Source organism: Methanobrevibacter thaueri, assembly GCF_015062915.1.
Classification (GTDB): Archaea; Methanobacteriota; Methanobacteria; order Methanobacteriales; family Methanobacteriaceae; genus Methanocatella; species Methanocatella thaueri_B.
Genome location: NZ_SUTJ01000007.1, coordinates 51,420 through 70,208, shown reverse-complemented (window position 1 = coordinate 70,208; position 18,789 = coordinate 51,420). Strand labels below are relative to the sequence as shown.

The 18,789-nt window shown below is 36.6% G+C and carries 21 protein-coding genes; 13 read left to right on the top strand and 8 right to left on the bottom strand.

Annotation, left to right across the window (positions count from 1 at the left end):
- Nucleotide 1: 1 nt before the first annotated feature.
- The 3 genes from mcrC to mcrB are packed head-to-tail and all read right to left on the bottom strand — an operon-like array spanning nucleotide 2 to nucleotide 2,417.
- Nucleotides 2–601 (bottom strand): methyl-coenzyme M reductase I operon protein C, encoded by a 600-nt coding sequence (gene mcrC / locus E7Z78_RS06195; RefSeq protein WP_303724292.1) that lies wholly within the window; start codon nucleotides 599–601, stop codon nucleotides 2–4.
- A 3-nt stretch (nucleotides 602–604) separates the two neighbouring features.
- The gene (gene mcrD / locus E7Z78_RS06190) at nucleotides 605–1,054 is read right to left on the bottom strand and encodes a methyl-coenzyme M reductase operon protein D (RefSeq protein ID WP_303724291.1); all 450 of its coding nucleotides are present in this window, start codon (nucleotides 1,052–1,054) and stop codon (nucleotides 605–607) included.
- Nucleotides 1,055–1,088: 34 nt separating this feature from the next.
- Nucleotides 1,089–2,417, bottom strand: coding sequence for a coenzyme-B sulfoethylthiotransferase subunit beta (gene mcrB, locus E7Z78_RS06185; protein ID WP_303724290.1), 1,329 nt, complete (start codon nucleotides 2,415–2,417; stop codon nucleotides 1,089–1,091).
- Nucleotides 2,418–2,902: 485 nt separating this feature from the next.
- Here mcrB and mmp10 point away from each other — a divergent pair, with 485 nt between their 5' ends.
- Nucleotides 2,903–4,147, top strand: coding sequence for a methyl coenzyme M reductase-arginine methyltransferase Mmp10 (mmp10, locus tag E7Z78_RS06180; RefSeq protein ID WP_303724289.1), 1,245 nt, complete (start codon nucleotides 2,903–2,905; stop codon nucleotides 4,145–4,147).
- 11 nt (nucleotides 4,148–4,158) lie between these two features.
- On the opposite strand, the gene E7Z78_RS06175 is transcribed toward mmp10, so the two are convergent.
- Nucleotides 4,159–5,082, bottom strand: a complete 924-nt coding sequence (locus tag E7Z78_RS06175) for a methanogenesis marker 7 protein (protein WP_303724330.1) — start codon at nucleotides 5,080–5,082, stop codon at nucleotides 4,159–4,161.
- Nucleotides 5,083–5,138: 56 nt separating this feature from the next.
- A complete protein-coding gene (locus E7Z78_RS06170; RefSeq protein WP_303724288.1) occupies nucleotides 5,139–5,657 on the bottom strand; it encodes a hypothetical protein in 519 nt (172 codons plus the stop codon).
- Nucleotides 5,658–5,696: 39 nt separating this feature from the next.
- On the opposite strand from E7Z78_RS06170, the gene comB reads away from it, so the two are divergent.
- The 5 genes from comB to E7Z78_RS06145 all read left to right on the top strand — a co-directional run bounded on the left by comB (nucleotide 5,697) and on the right by E7Z78_RS06145 (nucleotide 10,171).
- Entirely contained in the window at nucleotides 5,697–6,383 is a 687-nt protein-coding gene (gene comB, locus E7Z78_RS06165; RefSeq protein ID WP_303724287.1) for a 2-phosphosulfolactate phosphatase, read from the top strand.
- Between the two features lie 52 nt (nucleotides 6,384–6,435).
- A complete protein-coding gene (locus tag E7Z78_RS06160) occupies nucleotides 6,436–7,605 on the top strand; it encodes a TraB/GumN family protein (protein WP_303724286.1) in 1,170 nt (389 codons plus the stop codon).
- Nucleotides 7,606–7,668: 63 nt separating this feature from the next.
- Nucleotides 7,669–7,881 carry a DUF1922 domain-containing protein gene (locus E7Z78_RS06155; RefSeq protein ID WP_303724285.1) on the top strand — a complete coding sequence of 71 codons (213 nt, stop codon included), beginning with the start codon at nucleotides 7,669–7,671 and terminating at the stop codon, nucleotides 7,879–7,881.
- A gap of 23 nt (nucleotides 7,882–7,904) precedes the next feature.
- Entirely contained in the window at nucleotides 7,905–9,227 is a 1,323-nt protein-coding gene (locus E7Z78_RS06150; protein WP_303724284.1) for a hemolysin family protein, read from the top strand.
- Complete coding sequence (locus E7Z78_RS06145) at nucleotides 9,227–10,171, top strand: calcium/sodium antiporter (RefSeq protein ID WP_303724283.1); 945 nt, start codon at nucleotides 9,227–9,229, stop codon at nucleotides 10,169–10,171. Before E7Z78_RS06150 ends, E7Z78_RS06145 begins: the two co-directional genes overlap by 1 nt.
- Here E7Z78_RS06145 and E7Z78_RS06140 read toward each other — a convergent pair.
- Nucleotides 10,139–11,005: a TIGR00269 family protein gene (locus tag E7Z78_RS06140; protein WP_303724282.1), complete on the bottom strand. Its 867-nt coding sequence runs from the start codon at nucleotides 11,003–11,005 to the stop codon at nucleotides 10,139–10,141. The two genes, E7Z78_RS06145 and E7Z78_RS06140, sit on opposite strands and share 33 nt — an antisense overlap.
- Before the next feature lie 51 nt (nucleotides 11,006–11,056).
- On the opposite strand from E7Z78_RS06140, the gene E7Z78_RS06135 reads away from it, so the two are divergent.
- The gene (locus E7Z78_RS06135) at nucleotides 11,057–11,362 is read left to right on the top strand and encodes an MTH1187 family thiamine-binding protein (protein ID WP_303724281.1); all 306 of its coding nucleotides are present in this window, start codon (nucleotides 11,057–11,059) and stop codon (nucleotides 11,360–11,362) included.
- Between the two features lie 18 nt (nucleotides 11,363–11,380).
- Here the strand turns inward: E7Z78_RS06135 and E7Z78_RS06130 are convergent, their stop codons facing one another.
- Nucleotides 11,381–12,487: a DegT/DnrJ/EryC1/StrS aminotransferase family protein gene (locus tag E7Z78_RS06130; RefSeq protein ID WP_303724280.1), complete on the bottom strand. Its 1,107-nt coding sequence runs from the start codon at nucleotides 12,485–12,487 to the stop codon at nucleotides 11,381–11,383.
- A 100-nt stretch (nucleotides 12,488–12,587) separates the two neighbouring features.
- Between E7Z78_RS06130 and E7Z78_RS06125 the strand changes: the two genes are divergently transcribed.
- The 5 genes from E7Z78_RS06125 (at nucleotide 12,588) to cofG (ending at nucleotide 17,147) form a co-directional block, all read left to right on the top strand.
- Nucleotides 12,588–13,745, top strand: a complete 1,158-nt coding sequence (locus tag E7Z78_RS06125) for a tRNA (guanine(10)-N(2))-dimethyltransferase (RefSeq protein ID WP_303724279.1) — start codon at nucleotides 12,588–12,590, stop codon at nucleotides 13,743–13,745.
- A 262-nt stretch (nucleotides 13,746–14,007) separates the two neighbouring features.
- A complete protein-coding gene (locus tag E7Z78_RS06120) occupies nucleotides 14,008–14,484 on the top strand; it encodes an Lrp/AsnC family transcriptional regulator (protein ID WP_303724278.1) in 477 nt (158 codons plus the stop codon).
- Nucleotides 14,485–14,664: 180 nt separating this feature from the next.
- Complete coding sequence (gene mptA / locus E7Z78_RS06115) at nucleotides 14,665–15,603, top strand: GTP cyclohydrolase MptA (protein ID WP_303724329.1); 939 nt, start codon at nucleotides 14,665–14,667, stop codon at nucleotides 15,601–15,603.
- Nucleotides 15,604–15,615: 12 nt separating this feature from the next.
- Complete coding sequence (locus tag E7Z78_RS06110; RefSeq protein ID WP_303724277.1) at nucleotides 15,616–16,056, top strand: DUF2120 family protein; 441 nt, start codon at nucleotides 15,616–15,618, stop codon at nucleotides 16,054–16,056.
- On the top strand, nucleotides 16,056–17,147 hold the full coding sequence (gene cofG / locus E7Z78_RS06105; RefSeq protein ID WP_303724276.1) for a 7,8-didemethyl-8-hydroxy-5-deazariboflavin synthase subunit CofG: 1,092 nt from the start codon (nucleotides 16,056–16,058) through the stop codon (nucleotides 17,145–17,147). Before E7Z78_RS06110 ends, cofG begins: the two co-directional genes overlap by 1 nt.
- Here cofG and E7Z78_RS06100 read toward each other — a convergent pair.
- A complete protein-coding gene (locus tag E7Z78_RS06100; RefSeq protein ID WP_303724275.1) occupies nucleotides 17,134–17,862 on the bottom strand; it encodes a class I SAM-dependent methyltransferase family protein in 729 nt (242 codons plus the stop codon). The genes cofG and E7Z78_RS06100 overlap by 14 nt on opposite strands.
- A 182-nt stretch (nucleotides 17,863–18,044) precedes the next feature.
- Here E7Z78_RS06100 and psmB point away from each other — a divergent pair, with 182 nt between their 5' ends.
- Nucleotides 18,045–18,659, top strand: coding sequence for an archaeal proteasome endopeptidase complex subunit beta (gene psmB / locus E7Z78_RS06095; protein ID WP_303724274.1), 615 nt, complete (start codon nucleotides 18,045–18,047; stop codon nucleotides 18,657–18,659).
- Nucleotides 18,660–18,789: the final 130 nt, after the last annotated feature.

The window sequence follows — 18,789 nt, the reverse complement described above, 5'->3', positions numbered from 1 at the left end:
ATTATGCATCTCCTAATGCTAACTTAACTTTTCTAATTATTTCATCTAATTTGTCCTGTGAAATTGTTTCACCACGGATAACCCCTGTAACAATATCATCAATAGTACCAACAGTTTTAATATTGCCTTCATCAGGCATGACCTTTGAAGTTTTTACTCCAATTTTAGCAAAATCTTCACAGTCCACTGGTGATTCGCAAATAATTATACAGTGTTTATTGACGTTCCTGAGTATTAATCTTGCTTTGTAAGTAATATGATTTGCAACACCTCCAAGGTGGATTACAAGCAATTTGAAATTTTTCATTTGTTCAACTTCCTTATCGGTAAGCCCGAACAAAGTTCCACCTGAAGCCGGAGAATCATGAGGAACACCAGCACCAGCATTTAAAACCATAGTACTTGTTAAAACATTAGCTTCACGCAAACCAAAAGTAATTTCGCAAACAGGCTTTGTAATGTGTCTACGTCCGGGGGACATAGCTACAGCGCATACGTCAGTACCGCATTCGGCAAAAGTTCCTCTTTGAGCGAGACTTCCGCCTTTACCCATACCGCTTGCTTCCCTACAATCTACTACGTGAGTGCAACGTCCTATCATATTCTAGTCATCCTTTTTAATTATTTTCACATGATCATCGAATGTTGAATATTGATCAGTCATTCCAACTAGTTCATCTGGTAAATCCTTATTACCATATTTAATCCTGTCAGTAACAGTTTTCTGTTTTCTGATGTAATTGGATTTGTCTTGATTGATATCAAAACCATATGGAATGTGTTTATTACAGATTTCCTCGATGTCTTTGATTGTGGATTCCATAGTTAATTCAATGAAGATTCTGGCGGTTTTAACTTGTAAAACAACATCCTCGCCATTGACATTGATAACCCTACGTTCCCTATATTGAGGAGGTAGAGTCGCTTCACCTTTTGGGAATCTTGGACCTTGAATTACAGTCCTTTTAACATCTTCAAGTGATTCCAAGTCATTTAATAACTTTTCTGTTGAGTCACTTCCTAGAATTCTGTGAGGAAAAATTTCAATATCCATTATATGACCTTCAAATTAGATTTAATTAAATTAATTAGATGTCACCTTTAATTTCATCAGCTGCAACAGCAACTGCTTTAATAGGTTCTCTGAATTCATCAATTTGACTGTATACTTCTTTAATTAAACCAGAAGTTGCTTCTGGTGAAAAGAGTTGTGTTCCTGCATCTAAGGACATAGCAGCAGCTACACAAGGGATACAGAATCCTTTACTGTGTCTGGTTACAACGTGGTTACCGTTGAAGAGACCAGGACCTCCACCACCGTAAATGGAGTGACTGAAGAAGGAGAATCCTACAGCTACACCTTCTGCTCTACCGTAGTCGAGACCAGGTAAACCAGTAGCGAATTCGAGGTTGTCGTTGAAGTATAATAAAGTAGATGGAATACCTTGAGCAGCACGAGCTGCACCTACGTTAACCATAGTTGCTGCAACAGCACCAGCAGCAGCGTATGCGTTCCATTTAGCTGCGTCATCAGTGTTGTAAATAGCGAAATCGGTTAATTGTTCACCAGGAGCAATAATACCATCTGCTTCTGCACGAGCAATAGTTGCTTGAACTACATTACCAACAGTACCGTCTGCATTTTCTTTAACTAAGTCATATACTAAGTTATCAGCGTTTAAACCTTGGTAAGCTAAACCTAATAAGTGTAATCTTTCGAATGAACCTAAAGCGTCAGCCATTTCAAACATAGCAGTTTGTTCGAAAATAGCAGCTAATGCGGTTGCTTGGAAAGTGTTTTTCAAGGTAGCAGCAGCGAAGTCGTTTGCTTTAACGTTTCTTAAACCGTAACCTGCACCTTCGAGTTTTTGTGGAATGTCTAACATGGTTGCGATGTTGGAACCTTTGTAATCTACAGATTGTGGGTATCTACCTAATACTGCAGCTTTTACGAAGTTAGCATCGTAAATGTCAACACCACATACGTCGATAACAGATTGTACTAATGCGGAAGCAGTAGATAATGGAGCTACGGAGTATTCAGCAGCAACATCAATTCTTTGAGTTGGTACTTGTACTAATAACCTTTTTCCTCCGGAAATTGGTTCTACTTTAGTATCGTCACCTTCGGAAATTTGAATAATTCCTTTCATTTTGTCTGCGATTGCTTCTGCGTTATCAACAATAGCGAGATCTAATTCTCTACCTAAGATTCTAGATTTGTCTCCACCAACAGATGCGGTTTTAACAGATTTTTCGAGTCCTTCTAAGTTTACTGCAACAGTTCTTTTAACACCTTTTACGATGCTTTGGATTGCAGGGTTCCTTAATGGACTGATAGCTTCGATTGGTACGTCAGATGCAATTTCGTTGCCTCTATCATCGAATAAATCGATTTTATCATCAAACTTTGCCATTTTTTCCCTCCTAAATAAATAGAGTTTAACTAATATACCACTCTCAATGGTAAACTTTTTACCAAATTGAGTTTTGAGCTACAAAGCAAGTTTTTGCAATAGCCAGCCATATGGTATACAAATTTTATTTTATCAAAGATATAATATAAAGATTACCTATGAGATATTTTAGAAAAGTTTATAAAGTATAATAAAACATTTTATTTTTAAGAAAAATGAGGCCAAAAGTAATACTTTTTTTTATTGATTAAATTAGGTTTTTTGTTGAAAATCAAAATAAAATAAACTAAAAATATCAATAAAAATAATTTATATGAAAAATACAATATTAAATAAAAATTATCCACTTATTTTTAAAATAAAGAAAAATTATAAGTTATTACTTTTGAGAGTAGGAGTAATAAATAATACTAAAAGTATTACACAATTTAGGCAAACAAAATATGGACTATTTATAAATAAAATGAAAATAAAAATAATAAATTATGCAACTTGTAGCAGATGTTGGAGGAATACCTGGCAAGGATTGTAACGGTTTTTGTAAATACTGTTACTTCCGAAAGGTGAAAGAAATAAAAAGTTTTGGCTGTGCACACTGTTTACCCAATAAGATTGGTTGTGAAAGATGCAGCAAGGGAGTTTCAGAAACACAAGGTGCATTTAAAAGTCCCTTTGAAGTGATAAACGAAGTACAGACCGCCCTTATGATGAACATGAGGCCGGGCAAAGTAAGCGCATACATTAGCGGAGGAGGAGATATAAGCTGCTATCCTCATCTGGAAACCTTAACCGCAAACCTGAACCAGTTTTCAATATCATCCGTGCTGGGATACACCAGCGGAAAGGGAATAACCGATTCAGCTACCGCTACAAGATTGATCAACAATGGGGTTGATGAAGTGTCATTCACTATTTTTTCTTCAGACCCTAAGCTTAGAAGAGAATGGGTTAAGGATCCAAACCCTCAAGAGGCATTGAAATCCTGTCAAATATTCTGTGAAAGCATTGACCTGACAGGCGCTGCAGTGATAATTCCCGGCGTCAATGACGGAGATGTGTTGAGAGAGACATGCAACACCCTGGAGGAATGGGGTGCAAAGGGAATGCTTCTTATGAGATTTGCAAACACATTCAATGAGGGATTGATTCTAGGAAATGAGCCAATCATCAAGGGAATAGAGTCACAGCCGGTAGAGGACTTTGCAGAACTTGTCAAGCAAATCAATTCAGAATACAAGTTCAGAGTCAGCGGTACACCTCTATGCGACCCTGAAACCGGAGGCCCGTTCGCAATTGCAAAAGATGAGAATGAAGTGTTCCTGCAGTTCATAAAGCCTGTTACCGGCGAAGCGACAATAATCACCTCAAAGATAGCTGAACCGTTCATCTCAAAAATATTCGAAAAGATTGAAGCAGACAGCGTGAATGTCGTTGCATGTGAAAAGGAAATTGCCTGCTTGATTACAAAGGAAGACTTGGAAAAGCTTGACTTGAGTGAAATCAAGGATGCAGTGATTTTACCTGGAAGATCATTTGTCCACCAGCTTGATGCCGAAAGAATCTTAAGCGCTGACGGCGTGGACAGGCTTGTCGGACGTGGACCTGACACATTGAGCGTTGACGGTGAGCTGAGCATTGACATGACTGATGAAAATGTCATAGAAAGAGAATTGGAACAGTTCAATGATTTGGTGGATGCAATCAACTTCTTCGGAATGAGATTGCTTTAAAAAAAAGAGAGTTAGTTAGAATCCTCAACAAGAGAACTCTCACTATTTATTTTAACTAGAATGTAATCATACATTTTTGATTTTTTAATGTCCGCAATTTCGGATAATTTCTTGCCGTCAATTACGACATTGGCGACGACGTCCTTGTAAGTGTCGTAATCGAGTTTTACGCGAACACCATCCAGCTGTGAAGTTACTGGAGTTGGGGAAATAACATCCTTTATTTCCTTAACCTGATTTTCAATTGCATTTTTAACAACAATAGCCGGTACCAATGGTGCATCGAGAGACATTTCACGTTTCTTATCATTTAAAATCTGTTCAATGGTTTCAACCAACTTGTCAAGTGCGCGTATGTCCGGACCTCTTCTGAGCCTTCTTGGTATTCTTCCAAGACCTCCAACATATGCATCTGCACCTGGAAGTTCATTAACATCTATTTCTGGAGCTCCTGTGACAATTACTGGAATGTCAATGTCATCATATAAGAAAGATTTTTCTTTTATGCAATTTTCAAAACTGCCCAATGCGAAAACTGCAATGTCATGTTCCTCAATCAATGCTTTTTCTTCTTCAGTGATTCCTGAAGTTCCCTTACCGTCTCCACGTGCAAGACCAATCATGTTGTCCTTTGCACCGAACTCACGAAGGTATTCGGATATGTCGCATGCCGCATGGGGCAGGTGGTGTCTTGCAAGGGTTGGTGAAACAATAGCTATCTCGGAACCTGCCATAGGGGCAACGGATAACTTTGCAAGCAGTTCTTTTGACTTTTCCTCAATCTTGTCAACGTCCTCGATAGGAATTGCCATATTCAGCACAAGTTCCATTTGCTGAACGCTGTCTTGAAGAATGAATCCTCCCAGATCTTCAATCAGTTCTCTTATCTCTTCACTTTTGTGAACTCCACCAGTAAATATTAATGTTTCATACATTCTTAACAACTCTCGAAAAATGCAATTGTATAATATTATAATCTTTAATTACTATATTATATTAAATTTTCTAAAATGCCGTATCTCAATTCGGCCTTTTTGAATGGGTTTTTGGAAATGTCATTGTGTGAAGGGATTTCAACAAGATTTTCTGTTTCTTTGACAGTGTCTTTTAGATAGTCCGGATAAATAACGTATTTATAGTCATCAGACACTATATTAAAACCGACATCCTCAACAATGTCTTTTAGAAATTCGGAATAGACCTTGACATTAATATTGTTTGAAAAACTGGAATTCAGGTATTTCTTCAATATTTCATAATCGTCAAAAAAGCTCATGACATCTACATCAAACAGTTCATTTCCGGCAAGCCTTGAAACTTTCTTGATGCTTTCAAAAATCTGTGAGGGAGTGTTGATTTTAATGGAAAGTGAATCCATTTCAACCTTGCTTTCAGAAAGGACTATAGCCAAGTCCCCCGCCTCTTCATCAGGGAATTTATTTAATGCATAATCAGTAATTCCTGCCAGTTTTACAATCTCTTCACACATGGGTGTTGTGATAATTTTCATAATAATATTATTATATAATTATTTTATATACATTACTTCATGAAAGTTACATTGAGTTTTGAGGAAACTGAAAGCAGTGATGTTTCAATCATGGTTGATGCTTTAAGGGCAAGTTCAACAATAACTGCTGCATTGAATAAATTCAAAAAGGTGATTCCATGTTTCACTCCTGAAGAAGCTCTTGAATTAAAGAAAAATGTTGGAGGAGTCCTTGCAGGAGAGCGCATGGGAAAACAGATTGAAGGATTTGACATCGGCAACACCCCAATCGGAATATCCAATTATGCAAGTGATGAGGACACTCTCATTTTCACCAGCAGCAACGGCACAAGAATACTTGAGAAAATGGACTCCACTGTGCTTGTCGGATCCATGGTGAACGCCAAGGCAGTTAGCTTAAAATGCCTCGAACTGGCCAGCACCCATATTGATGTGGTCATGGCAGGAGTTAATGGAACATTTGCCATTGAGGATTTCCTTGCATCAGGCGAGATATTGTATTGGATTAGGCAGAACCTGAAAGACTGTGAATTGAGCGAATATGCCCAGTCAGCAATTTTGGCAAGCCGTGACTATGATGCACTTAAGGAAGCATTTCTAAATTCAAGGACTGCAAAAAGACTCATTGAACTTGGATATGAGGAAGATGTCAAATACTGTTGTCAAAAAAATATTAGTGACAATGTGGCAATATATAATAATGATGAATTAACTTTATATATTTAGATTAAATAATATTTTAGATAATATCAAATTACAATAAAGAAGTGTTTTTTTAATGAAAAGAGAATGTTTAACTATAATCGGTACCGCTCATGTATCCGAAGAAAGCGTAAATGAAGTTAAGGACGCAATTTATGAGCAACACCCCGAAGTAGTCGCTATCGAACTTGACAGGGGACGATACATAAAGCTGAAAAAACAGATGATGGGTATTGAAGAAGATGAAGAAATATCCGTGACCAGAATCATTAAAGAAAATAAGGTAGGTCTGTTTTTCACAAGCACACTGTTAGGGTATTTTCAATCAAAGATTGGGGCCGACCTTGATGTTGCACCAGGTTCCGAAATGATTGGTGCAATCGAAGCGAGCGAAGATTTGGAAATTCCAATTGCATTGATTGACCGTGACATAAATACCACCCTTCAAAGAGCATTGAATAAGATGGGTTTTATTGAAAAAGCCAAATTTACATTTGGATTACTTGCATCAGTCTTTGGAATCGGAGATGATGACGAAATCGATGTGGAAGACTTGAAAAATCCTGACAACCTTGATGAACTTATGGAAATGTTCAAGGATGAAGCTCCAAGCGTTCATGAGGTTCTAGTACATGAAAGGGATGCATATCTCGCAGGAAGAATCATGCAATTGCCTCAAGACCATGTCATAGCAGTTGTAGGGGCAGGGCATAAACCTGGAATTGAAAGATATTTGGATAACCCTGAAACAATGCCAGATTTAAGAGATTTGGAAGTTACTAATGAAAAACGTGGAATCCCATGGGCAAAAATACTCCTGGCCATGATTCCAATACTGTTTGTTGTGATATTTTTTCTGGCTTATTTTAGCGGGATAAACATAACATGGAACATATATGAGTTCATTATAATCAGTATGATTATGGGATTCATCGGTTCAATATTGTCCGGATCAAAACTGATCTCCGCAATTGTCGGAGGATTGGTTGCTCCATTGACCATCATTCACCCATTGCTTGCAGCAGGATGGTTTTCAGGTTTGACTGAAGCGAAATTCAGAAAAGTCAGACAAAGCGACATTAAGAACTTGAGCAAAATCGAAAGTTTCCGTGACTTATGGGACAACAATATCTTTAGAATACTTCTTGTGGTTATCGGAACCAATTTAGGGGTCAGCATAGCCACATTGGTGATTTTGCCTTCAAAAGTTTTCATACCACTGTTCATGAAAATCTTTGGCGGATAGAATAATTTTAAATAATATATTAATAATATTATTATTACAATTAATTTTAAATGGAAAAAAATCATGTATCTCATATTTCGTTGTGACTGTGGAAGAGCATTATATGCAAAGGAAGGCGTGGCCACTCGCAAATGCGTATGTGGAAAAACCTTAAAAGTCAAATCTAGAAGAATTTTCGAGAAAGTGGAGACAAGAGAGGAAGCGTCCCTTGCAGTCCAAAAGATGCAGGATAAAATATATAAAAACACTGGTTTTATGAAGGCCAGTGACTTGTAATTAGTTTTAATGGTTTGTTAGAAATGATTGGAACGACACTGAAGATAATTATAATTATAATTCTGATAATTATTACAGGATATTTATCAATGGCTGAACTTGCCGTTGTATCTATTAGAAAAGCAAAAATGCAAAAATACTTAGAAGAAGGGGACAAACGAGCCCAAATCGTTATGGATTTGTTGGAAGACCCTAATGAATTTTTATCAACCGTTCAAATAGGAATTTCACTTATTGGTGTTTTAAGCGGGGCATTTGGTGGAGTAACATTAGCTGAACCTCTCGCCAAATACATATCATTCATCCCATACGCAGAACCTGTAAGTGTGGCTGTTGTTGTTATTGTAACTACTTATTTAACATTGGTTGTTGGAGAGATAGTCCCTAAGGTTATCGCATTAAATGACCCTGAACGAATTTCACTCAAAGTGGCGAAAAGCATGGTCATTCTTTCTAAAATTTCATTGCCCGTTAGTTTCATACTTGCAAAATCAAGCAGTTTCCTTTTATGGTTAATGAGAATTGAAAACAGAAACGATGATATCGTCACAGAAGAGGAAATCGAATTGATGATTAAGGAAGGAAGGGAAGACGGTACAATCGAGCAAGAGGAAGAGGATATTATCAAACGTGTTTTCAAGCTAGATGACCAAAAGGTTGAAAGCATAATGACTCCTCGTAATGAAATCATATGGATTGACCTTGAGGATGACCGTGAAGTCAACAAGATTAAAATCATTGAAAGTAAAAGGTCCATTTTCCCGATCTCCAGTGGAGAATTGGATGATTTCATTGGAGTTGTTCAGGCAAAAGATATTCTCTCAGCAATGTTTACTGAAGATGAATTTGATGTTCACAAGATTGTAAAAGAGCCTTTAGTGGTTTCTGAACATTTGGAAACACTTGAATTATTAAAGGAATTCAAGGAAAACCAGGAATATGTTCACATGTCACTGGTAGTTGATGAATTCGGAAGTGTTGAAGGTTTAATTACATTAAACGACTTGCTTGAAGGAATTGTTGGAGACATTCCAGGCATTGACGAGGACGATGAACCGAAAGCAACCCAAAGGCTTGACGGATCATGGTTGATTGATGGAAGATACCCAATTGAAAAATTCAAGGAACTGTTTGAACTTAAGGAAAATCTGCCTGACGAGGAGGAAGACGGATACACCACTCTTGCAGGATTCATCCTCAGTTTAAGCGGTACAATACCTGATGAAGAGGACAGATACGATTGTGGCAGATTCATTTTTGAAATCGTAGATATTGACGGACACCAAATCGATAAAGTCCTTGTGATTGATTTGGGACCTCAAGAAGAAATTAAAGAGGAAGAGTGATGGATTTCGGAATTATTATACAAGTTGTTTTATTGCTTGTAGGTTTTGTATTTTTAATTAAAGGATCTGACTTTTTTGTCGATGGTGCAAGCAGCATTGCATCACTTCTAAAAATACCTACAATAATTGTTGGTTTAACCATTGTTGCATTTGGAACAAGCGCACCCGAAGCGGCTGTTTCAATTACTTCATCATTGGTTGGAAATAACGCAATGGCTGTAAGTAATGTTATTGGAAGTAACCTTTTCAATATGCTGATGGTCATTGGTATTGCAGCATTACTCAGTAACCTGTTAATGGAAAAAAGTGTTTTAGAAAAGGACTTGCCTTTCCTTGTTGGAATAACTGCTTTATGGGCAATATTCATATTCATCGGATGGGACATCAACAATATTGAAGGAATAATATTACTCATTATCCTCCTTGCTTATGTATATTACCTTATCCGTAGCGCAAGGAAGTCAAAGGACGCTAATGAAGTTGAAAAACCTAAACTAAGCCTTCCAAAAAGTATAATCTTCATCGTTGTCGGACTTGCAGGAATCATTATTGGTGGAGACTTTGTTGTAGATAGCGCTTCAGCTATAGCAATGGCACTTGGAATGAGTGAAACATTGGTAGGTTTAACCATTGTTGCAATCGGTACCTCTTTACCTGAACTTGTAACCTCAATTACTGCTTTAAGGAAAGGGGAAAATCAGCTGGTTATAGGTAACGTAATTGGTTCAAACATCTTCAATATTTTGTTTGTACTGGGAGCAAGTAGCGCAATAAGTTCAATACCTCTTAACCCAAGTATGATAATAGATGTCATATTCATGATTGCAGTTACCATTTTATGCTTCATATTCGGTAAAACACAAGACAAATATGATAAAAAAGAAGGAATAATTTTAATTGCTTTGTTCATATTATATATGGCCTTCGCAATTATGAGAAATTAATTCTTTTAATTCACAAGCTTTACAAATATTTGATGAAGTCGGCTCACCACAGACTTCACATTCATTTAAGCTTGTGGTCATTTCATTTTCAAAATTCAATATTTTCTGGAAGGACTCCATCACATTATTTTTAACTCCAGGATACTTATCCTCACTGACATTTAAAAACTCTTTTATTTTAGCTCTCAATGACAGATGGGAGTATGGGCATTCATCAAGGTGAATGTCAATATCATTTAGCACAGCCCACATTCCAACTTCCTTTTCCGGAGTGTTCCATAACGGTTTGATTCTTGGAACGAGTTTTGGATGTATAACGTCAAGCTCCGGGCCGAACTTTGAGAACTTGATGGTATCTCCACGGGCAAAGCTCATCAGGAATGATTGAATCTCATCATCCAGGTTATGGCCTGTGGCTATTTTAACCGCACCTAGATCATAAGCGGTTTTGTTCAGTATGTTTCTTCTAAAAACACCGCATGGAATGCATGCACTCTTGAAATCAGCGTAAATATCGTCAAGCGCAAATCCTTCCTCATCCTTAAATGATTTCTGAACCAGTTCAATGCCCAATTCCTTTGCATTATTCACTGCTGAATCGATTCCGTGTTGCCTGTATCCTTCAATTCCCTCATCGACACTGATGGCCACCAAATCAAAATCCAGATATTGCTGATAGTTTTTAAGGGCATGCAATGTGAGCACACTGTCCTTGCCTCCGGACAATGCAACTGCAATTAGCTCATTTTCCTTAATTAACTCATAATCAGAAATCAGATTGTTAATTCTTGTAAAAATCTTGTTGTTGAATTCTTCCTTGTTTAATTTTACCATTACTAAATTGATTTATAGAAAGATAAATAAATAATTTTACCAGGTGAAAAAATGATAACTTGTGATTTTGCAATATTACCTGTTGGAACCGAAACTACAGAATGTAAAGACTACGTAACCGCAGCGGTTCAATCAATCAAGGATTCAGGTTTAAGCTATCAGCTGACTGGAATGGGAACACAGATAGAAGCGGATAATCTGGAAGAGCTATACTCTGCAATAGCCAAAGCCCAAGAGGCAGTTTTTGAAGTTGGTGTCGGTAGGGTGTACACTGTCATAAAGGTTGATGACAGAAGGGATCTTGAAAACAGGACTTTGGACGCCAAAGTCGATACTGTAAATGAAATGTTAAAATGAAAAAGAGAAAGTTAGAATTTAATCTAACTCATTTGAGGCGGTTTTTACCGCTTCAATTACTAAATCTAAATCTTCTTTTGTTAATGATGGATGAACTGGTAGGGAAATAACATTGTCCGCTGCAAGTTCAGCATTTGGACAGTCCCCATCAAATCCTAGGATTCTGTAGATTGGCTGGTTGTATAATGGAATAGGATAATGGATTCCTGTTCCAACACCGCAATCGTTGATGATGTCAACCCAATCGTCACGGTCTCCTTTTTCAACCCTGATTGTGTATTGGTGATATACATGCTTGGAGTCATATGCACAGTAAGGAGTTATCACTCCATCAACATCTTTTAATCCTTCGTTTAAATATGCTGCATTGGCAATTCTTTTGTCGTTGAACTCATCAATCTTGTTTAATTGTGCAAGTCCTATTGCTGCGGAGATATCGGTCATTCTAAAGTTGTAACCTATTGCGTCGTGGTGATATCTTACGCTGGCCCCATGTGCCCTGAATATTCTTGCATTTTCAGCCAATTCCTCATCATCAGTGGTGATTATTCCACCTTCTGAAGTGGTCATGTTCTTGGTTGGGTAAAAACTGAAACAAGCCATGTCTCCCATGCTTCCCACTTTTTTACCGTTGCAGGTTGCACCATGTGCCTGAGCTGCGTCCTCAATGACAATCAATCCATATTTTTCAGCAATTTCATTGATTTTATCCATGTTTGCTGACTGACCATATAACTGTACAGGCAAAATAGCTTTAGTGTTTTCAGTGATTAATGATTCAATTGAATTAGGATCTAAAGTGTATGTTTTTAAGTCAATGTCTGCAAATACCGGTTTTGCACCAGTGTATACAATTGAGTTTCCGCTTGCTATGAATGTGAATGGTGTTGTAATCACTTCATCCCCTTCGCCGATTTCACATGCAAGAAGTGCAGTGTGCAGTGCTGCAGTTCCGGAGTTTACTGCAATACCGTATTCAGCTCCAACCCATTCAGCGAATTTTTCCTCAAATTCTGCAACTTTTGGGCCTTGGGCAATCATTCCTGATTTTAAAACTTCAACCACATTTTCTATTTCTTCGTCTCCAATTATTGGTTTTGCAATAGGTACTTTAATATCTGACAAGATTATCACCAATTAAGATTTATCATAATAATATTTAAATCTAATAATATTTAAAACATTATTACATAGACTATAAAAAAAGAATTAAAAGTGAGAATTAATGGAAGAATATAAAATAAAACACATTGAAGAAGGATTGACACAAATTGAATTTCCCGAATTTGATAAGGTTTCATCAGACGCTCCAGTCTTTTATAATCCTCATATGGAGATGAATAGGGACTTATCTATCCTTGCAATACAAGTATTTCAAAAGGAACAGGACCGTGAAATTAACATTTGCGACCTGTTTGGAGGCAGTGGAATACGCGGAGTCAGATACAAAAATGAGATAGATGGCGTTGGAGAGGTTTCCATAAATGACATCAGCGAAACCGCAAACCATTATGAAAGGCACAACATCGAATTGAATAATTTAAGCGATGTTGAGGTTTACCAGCATGACGCAAGCATGTTTTTAAGGTTGAAACGTGGAGAATTCGATGTCATTGACATTGATCCTTTCGGAACACCTTCCCCATTTCTCGATTCAGCAGGCTATTGTGCCCGCAGAAACTCACTTTTATGCGTTACCGCAACCGACACCTCAGCATTATGCGGAACATATCAGGAGCCTTGCATCCGTAAGTACAATGCAAAGCCATACAAGAGCGAGTATTGCCATGAAAACGGAATCAGAATACTTGCCGGTTTTGTTGCACTGACACTTTCAAAATATGCAAAGTTCATTGAAGTGAAAATGTCACACAGCACTGAACATTATATGAGATTATACCTGGAAATTAAAAAAGGTTCAAAAAGGACAGATGAATCCTTGAAAAACATTGGATATATCAGCCACTGCAAACACTGTCTGCACAGGCAGGCAAGTGAAGGTTTGGCAAGCCCAATTGATGAAGTGTGCCCTGTTTGCGGCGAGAAACTTGTCCATGCAGGACCATTATGGATTGGAGACATCCAAGATGCTGATTTTATTGAAAAAATGATTGATGAAACCAATCATAAAAAAATCAACACTGAAAAGGATGCATTGAAACTGTTGAACAGTTGCCTTTTAGAGGCTGGTGCTCCAGTTACTTTTTATGATGTGCATTCAATCTGCAAGTCCCTAAAAATCAGTGCACCCAAGCTGGACTTGATTTTTGAGGGAATTAAAAATAAGGGATTTGTCGCCATTAAAACCCATTTCAGCCCGATAGGCATAAAGACCGACGCATCAATTGAAGACATTAAAAACGTTTTGATGGAATTGCAATAATCAGTAAAGTAATGATTTTTTCATTGATGAAACAGAATATTATGAATTATAACATGTATATAAATTATTTATCAAAATCGCATTTTTGGGCCAAACTGTTTAATGGATATTTAATTGTAAAGGTCAATATAAAAAATCTATAAATTTAATATAAAAAATTTTTAAAAAAATATATAAAGTTTATATATTATGATGAATTTATAGTTATATAAGTTAATTTTTCAATTAACAAATATCAAATTAAATAAAAGGGAGAAATACAATGGTAAAAACTAAAGACAATATTGTTAAATTGGATAATACCGATATCAATATTCTTAAAATAATTAATGAAGATGTAAGAACTTCTTACAGACAAATTTCCCGCAGTTTAGATGTTTCTGTTGGTACTGTCCATAACCGTATTGACAAAATGGTCAAATCAGGAGTTATCAAGAAGTTCTCACCTATTATCGACCATGAAAAGTTAGGTTTTGTCTTAACTACCATTATTGGCGTCAGAGTAAAAGGTGGAAAACTCAAGAACTGGGAAGAAAAAACATTCTTTAATAAAAATGTTGTTGGAATCTATGACGTTACAGGCGAATATGATGCATTCTTAATCGCTAAATTCAGAAACACCAACGAATTGAACGCTTTCATTAAAGAATTATTGAAAGATCCAATTATAGAAAGAACATACACCCAAACTGTATTGGATGTAATCAAAGAAGACATGGGTTCTTCAAACATTTTATAGACTTTTTTTACAAGTAGTTTTTAACTACTTTTTTTTCTTATTTTTTTATTTTAAAACTTCTTTTTAATATATGTGTAAAATATATTACATAAGTTACATTGAGATTACAATAATCATTTAACTATATAAATAAAAAGAAACAAAAAATATAATATTTAATTTAAAAAAGAGGTTATGAAATTGGCAGTTTGCTTACCCGATACTCAAGACGACGCTCCCAATATACCTATCGAATTAACTAGAGTGGGTGTAACCGGAGTAAAAAAATTATTACAACTAGAAAGAACAAATAAAAGACCTATAATTTTATTACCAACTTTTGATGCGTTTGTAGATTTACCAAGCAATCAAAAGGGCGTACACATGTCTAGGAACCCGGAAGCTATTAGCGAAGTTCTCGAAGAAGTGGCCAACGGCTCAACAGTAGATGTTGAATCATTATGTGCAAAAATTGTAGAAAAAATGATGACCAAACATGAATATGCAAGACGTGTTGAAATATCAATGACTACAGACTTCATGTTCATGAAGGAATCACCTGTAACCAAAAACAAGACCCAGGAAATGGCTCAGTTAAAAGCAAAAGCTATTGGTTACAGAACTGATGATGGTGACATTGAAATCAGAAAAAGTGTTGGTGCTGAACTAATCGGAATGACCGTTTGCCCATGTGCACAAGAATCAGTAAAAGAATCAGACAAAAATAAACTATTAGAATTCTTAGATGAAGAAACCACTCAAAAAGTTTTAGATACTGTTACTTTTGCTTCACACAACCAAAGAGGAGTTGGAACATTATTGATTGAAGTTCCTGAAGACAAGGTTGTTAAAGCGGAAGACCTAATTGAGATTATCGAAACTTCAATGAGTTCCCCAGTATGTGAATTACTTAAAAGGCCTGATGAAAACGCAACAGTAATGAACGCACATCGTAAACCTGTTTTTGTAGAAGACTGTGTCCGTAACATGATGGAAAAGATAGTCAAAAAATATGCTGATTTCCCAGATGACACATTAATCACTGCACGTCAGGAAAATCAGGAAAGTATCCACAGACACAATGCATTTGCAGAAAAGGTAACCACATTAGGAGACCTCAAAGAAGAATTGAATATCTAAGGACTTGATTTAATGAAAAAAACTTATGAAATTGCAGGAGAAGTAATGGGCTTTTTTGATGCATTCAAAGGCTCAAGACCTGCGATAAACAATGAAAGTATTTTAATCGTTAGAGGAAGATCCAGAAAAGTCATCCCAATTGACGAATTCGAATCAAAACTTAACGAGATAGGAGAAATCCTTGGTGGAAAAGAAGTCGTTGACGATTCAGATAAGATTACTGACATCTTAAAATCAGGAGATAAACATATCAAGGCCGCAGAAGCCAATGCCGTAGATGTTGACGACCATGGATTCATAAGAATGAAAGAGGAACTGGAGTCAATGGGACTTGTAGTGGCATACAAAGTGTTTGAGCTTCCAAGCTTTGACGTGGTTATTGCAATCTGGGAAGACAAGAACGAAATTCCTCCATTATACGTTGAAGTAACTGTTTCAGAAAGTGAAGCATAATGACATCAAATTTAACCAAAGAAGATATTCTCCAGATACTGAATGCAACAGACAGTGAAATAATTAAATACATGTCTGAAACAGTCAAGTACAGGGAGAATAATCTCATTACTTATTCTAAAAATGTTTTCATACCATTAACTGAAATCTGCAGAAATGATTGCGGATACTGTAACTTTAAAAAGAATCCTGAAGATCCTGAAGCAATCATTCTCAAAAGCAAAGAGGAAGTATTGGAAAGCTTGAAGGAAACTGAACAGTACGGATGCAAGGAAGCACTGTTTACTTTTGGTGAAGATGCAGATGAAGAGGAAATCGTTCAGTTGAAACTGGCTGAATACGGTTATGAAAAAATGGTCGATTATGTTGTCGACATCTGCCAGATGACAATCGATGAAACCACATTGATTCCTCATACCAATGGCGGAAACTATTCTTATGATGACTTGAAAAAGCTTAAGGAAGTCAATGCATCAATGGGTTTGATGCTTGAAAACTCATCCAAACGATTGATGGAATTGCCTGCACATAGGAAAAGTCCGGGTAAAAACCCTGAAGTTAGACTTGAAACTATTGAAAATGCAGGAAAGCTAAAGATTCCATACACCACAGGAATCCTAATAGGAATAGGTGAAAACAAGGAAGAAATAGCTGAATCATTGCTTGCAATTCGTGACCTTTATGACAAGTACGGCCACATCCAGGAAGTAATCATTCAAAATTTCACACCGATTCCAGGAATCGAGATGGAAGATTGGCCAGAACCTAGTTTCTTGGACATGATTAGAACTGTAACTGCAGGAACTTTATTGTTTGGCGACACTGACGTGAGCATACAGGTACCACCTAACCTGAACAATGACACTGCACAGATTTTCCTATTGTGCGGCGCTGACGACTGGGGTGGAGTATCACCAGTGAGTCCTGATTTTGTAAACATCACATCCCCTTGGCCGGGAATTGATGAGCTTAAAAAATTAACAGAGGATGCTGGTTTTGAATTGATTGAAAGATTATGCGTTTATGAAAAATACATTAACTCAGAATGGCTGAACGATAATCTTTTAAACCATATTTCTAACTTATCCTAGCATCGACAACAACATGCTCCACACCGGGAGCATACTTCTTTATTTTATTTATTTTTAAAAGTTCAACCTCACGACCACCAGCCTGTGAAATTATCCTTTCTATTGGACGTGTTTTCATGAGCTTTTCTGGAACTGTCTCATGATAGTGAAGTATTCCTCCTTCATTTAAGCTGTCTATTGCTGCTTTTAGGTAATGGTGTGTTGTTTTGACGTAACCCATTATTATGCGGTCCGCATTATATTTTGGAGTCTCAACCTTGCAGTCCCCCAATACGGGAGTTATGTTATCAAGTTTATTCAATTTGATGTTTTCACAGAGAAACTCATAGGAATTCGGATTTATTTCAATGGAAATCACCTCACGGGCATTGGCATGAACTCCAATCGGTATTGAAAAGTATCCTATACCTGCAAACATGTCAATGACTGTTTCGCCATCCTCCACGAGTTTGGCAATTCTCAACCGCTCATTGTTGTTTCCTTTTGACCACATCACCTTTGCAAGGTCAAGCTTGAACAGGCATCCATTCTCTTTGTTGACTGTTTCGGTTTCATTTCCGTATAATATCTGATATACTGGTTCCCTTTTTGTCCCTTGAATGTGATTGATTTTCATTATTGTCTTGACCTTGTGTTTTGCGGACAGCTCCTCAAAGTCACAACCTGAATAACTGTTATCCAAAATTAAGATATCCCCGATTTTTTTATATTTCATTGACACACCTAAAAGAAAACTTTATATATGCAAATAGATAATATTAATATTGTTAGTTTATACTAATTATTGATTCTGATTTTAAATAAAATTAATCTTCCTAGATTAGTTTATATTTTGTTATATTAACCTATAAGTAGTTGAAATAAGATATTTTAAATACTTATACGAGGTGTATTTAAATGGATGATAAAATACTAGAAGGTACAACAACCGTTGGAATTACATGCAAAGACGGAGTTGTATTTGCAAGCGAAAGAAGAGCTAGTATGGGAAACCTTGTAGCTCACAAAGTAGCAGAAAAAATATTTAAAATTGATGATCACATTGTAACAACCATAGCTGGTTCCGTTGGAGATGCTCAAAGCTTAATGAAAGTCATTGAGGCAGAAGTATCATTATACCAAATGAGAAACAATGATGAAATCAGCGTTAAAGCAGCTGCATCATTAACTGCAAACATCTTACGTTCCGGACCAATGTATGTTCAAACATTACTTGGTGGTATGGACGGGGACGAACCATCTCTCTACTCACTTGACCCAGCAGGTGGTATGATTAAAGATACTTACATCTCAACTGGATCAGGTTCAATCGTGGCTTACGGTGTTCTTGAAGACAGATTCAGAGATGACTTAACAACCGACGAAGGAATTGAAATAGCCATAAGAGCTATCAGAGCTGCTGCTGAACGTGATACCTACTCCGGTAACGGATATCTAGTCGCTAAAGTGGACAAAAACGGCTTTGAAATGTTAGACAGTGAAAAAATTAATGAGATTCTTGATAAAATATAAGTAAGCTAATTTTTCATAACTAACTATTTTTCATATAAAAAAGTGTACATAGTTTATGAAATTTAACTGATTATAGCTTAAAACGCTTTCATAAACTATTATACTACACTAACTTTTTTTGAAGGGATTA